The 2863-nt window shown below is 55.3% G+C and carries 1 rRNA gene; it reads left to right on the top strand.

The features are described 5' to 3' along the window. Positions 1-2814 (top strand): 23S ribosomal RNA (locus IRJ25_RS15060); the annotation flags it as partial. Between the last annotated feature and the right edge of the window lie 49 nt (positions 2815-2863).

The raw sequence follows: 2863 nt of genomic DNA, 5'->3' as shown, positions 1-2863 counted from the left end.
GATCCAGAGATCTCCGAATGGGGGAACCCACCGCCGGGAGACTGGCGGGACACCCACGTGAATACATAGCGTGGCGTGAGGCATACCCGGGGAACTGAAACATCTAAGTACCCGGAGGAAGAGAAAGAAAATTCGATTCCCTGAGTAGCGGCGAGCGAAACGGGAACAGCCCAAACCAGGAAGCATGCTTCCTGGGGTTGTAGGACACTCTACACGGAGTTACAAAGGGATAGGGTAGGTGAACGACCTGGAAAGGTCGGCCAGAGAAGGTGACGGCCCTGTAGCCGAAACCCCATCCCCTCCAGAGTGGATCCTGAGTACGGCGGGACACGTGAAACCCCGTCGGAATCCGGGAGGACCATCTCCCAAGGCTAAATACTTCCTAGTGACCGATAGTGAACCAGTACCGTGAGGGAAAGGTGAAAAGCACCCCGGAAGGGGAGTGAAAGAGATCCTGAAACCGTATGCCTACAAGTAGTCAGAGCCCGTTCACGGGTGATGGCGTGCCTTTTGTAGAATGAACCGGCGAGTTACGATGGCGGGCGAGGTTAAGCCGATGAGGCGGAGCCGCAGCGAAAGCGAGTCTGAACAGGGCGCATCAGTCCGTCGTCGTAGACCCGAAACCAGGTGATCTACCCATGTCCAGGATGAAGGTCAGGTAACACTGACTGGAGGTCCGAACCCACGCACGTTGAAAAGTGCGGGGATGAGGTGTGGGTAGCGGTGAAATGCCAATCGAACCTGGAGATAGCTGGTTCTCTCCGAAATAGCTTTAGGGCTAGCCTCGAGGTGAAGAGTTCTGGAGGTAGAGCACTGATTGGACTAGGGGCCCCCACAGGGTTACCGAATTCAGTCAAACTCCGAATGCCAGCAACTTGTACTCGGGAGTCAGACTGCGAGTGATAAGATCCGTAGTCGAGAGGGAAACAGCCCAGACCATCAGCTAAGGTCCCCAAGTGTATGTTAAGTGGAAAAGGATGTGGCGCTGCACAGACAACTAGGATGTTGGCTTAGAAGCAGCCACCATTCAAAGAGTGCGTAATAGCTCACTAGTCGAGTGGCGCCGCGCCGAAAATGTAACGGGGCTAAACATACCACCGAAGCTATGGATCCCGTAAGGGATGGTAGGAGAGCGTTCCAAGCAGCAGTGAAGCGGTATCGTGAGGAGCCGTGGAGCGCTTGGAAGTGAGAATGCCGGTGTGAGTAGCGAAAAGAGGGGTGAGAATCCCCTCCGTCGAAAGCCTAAGGTTTCCTGAGGAAGGCTCGTCCGCTCAGGGTTAGTCTGGACCTAAGCCGAGGCCGAAAGGCGTAGGCGATGGACAACAGGTCGATATTCCTGTACCGCCGTACCACCGTTTGAACGATGGGGGGACGCAGAAGGATAAGGTGACCGTGCGACTGGAAGTGCACGGACAAGCAGCGAGGCCGTCGGGTTGGCAAATCCGCCCGGCATACAAGGTTGAGCTGTGACGTGGAGCCCGTAGGGCGAAGCACCGGATTTCACGCTGCCAAGAAAAGCCTCTAGTGAGGAGGTCGGCGCCAGTACCGCAAACCGACACAGGTAGGCGAGATGAGAATTCTAAGACGCGCGGGATAACTCTCGTTAAGGAACTCGGCAAAATGGTCCCGTAACTTCGGGAGAAGGGACGCTTATGGCAACATAAGCCGCAGTGAATAGGCCCAAACGACTGTTTAGCAAAAACACAGGTCTCTGCTAAATCGCAAGATGAAGTATAGGGGCTGACGCCTGCCCGGTGCTGGAAGGTTAAGGGGATGTGTCATCGCAAGAGAAGCACTGAACCGAAGCCCCAGTAAACGGCGGCCGTAACTATAACGGTCCTAAGGTAGCGAAATTCCTTGTCGGGTAAGTTCCGACCCGCACGAAAGGCGTAACGATTTGGGCACTGTCTCAACGAGAGACCCGGTGAAATCATAGTACCTGTGAAGATGCAGGTTACCCGCGACAGGACGGAAAGACCCCATGGAGCTTTACTACAGCCTGATATTGAGGCTTTGTACGCGATGTACAGGATAGGTGGGAGTTTGTGAAGCCGGAGCGCCAGCTTCGGTGGAGACACCCTTGGGATACCACCCTTTGCGTATAGAGTCTCTAACTCGCAGCCGTGATCCGGCTGGAGGACCGTGTCAGGCGGGTAGTTTGACTGGGGCGGTCGCCTCCTAAACAGTAACGGAGGCGCCCAAAGGTTCCCTCAGAATGGTTGGAAATCATTCGAAGAGTGCAAAGGCAGAAGGGAGCTTGACTGCGAGACCTACAAGTCGAGCAGGGACGAAAGTCGGGCTTAGTGATCCGGTGGTTCCGCATGGAAGGGCCATCGCTCAACGGATAAAAGCTACCCTGGGGATAACAGGCTGATCTCCCCCAAGAGTCCACATCGACGGGGAGGTTTGGCACCTCGATGTCGGCTCATCGCATCCTGGGGCTGGAGTAGGTCCCAAGGGTTGGGCTGTTCGCCCATTAAAGCGGTACGCGAGCTGGGTTCAGAACGTCGTGAGACAGTTCGGTCCCTATCCGTCGTGGGCGCAGGAAATTTGAGGAGAGCTGTCCTTAGTACGAGAGGACCGGGATGGACGCACCGCTGGTGTACCAGTTGTTCCGCCAGGAGCACCGCTGGGTAGCTACGTGCGGACGGGATAAGTGCTGAAAGCATCTAAGCATGAAGCCCCCTCCGAGATGAGATTTCCCTTTGAGCAATCAAGAAAGACCCCTCAGAGACGATGAGGTAGATAGGTCATGGGTGGAAGCGTGGCGACACGTGGAGCTGAATGATACTAATCGGTCGAGGCTTTGATCTAGTCTAATGGTTTGTGTTGATGAATCCTCAGTTTTCAGGGAACAAGCCCT

The sequence above is a fragment of the Exiguobacterium sp. KJ 601 genome (assembly GCF_027161185.1).
In the GTDB taxonomy this organism is placed as follows: Bacteria; Bacillota; Bacilli; order Exiguobacteriales; family Exiguobacteriaceae; genus Exiguobacterium; species Exiguobacterium profundum.
Note: the sequence above shows the minus strand (reverse complement) of the source record. Positions and strands in the feature narration are given on the sequence as shown.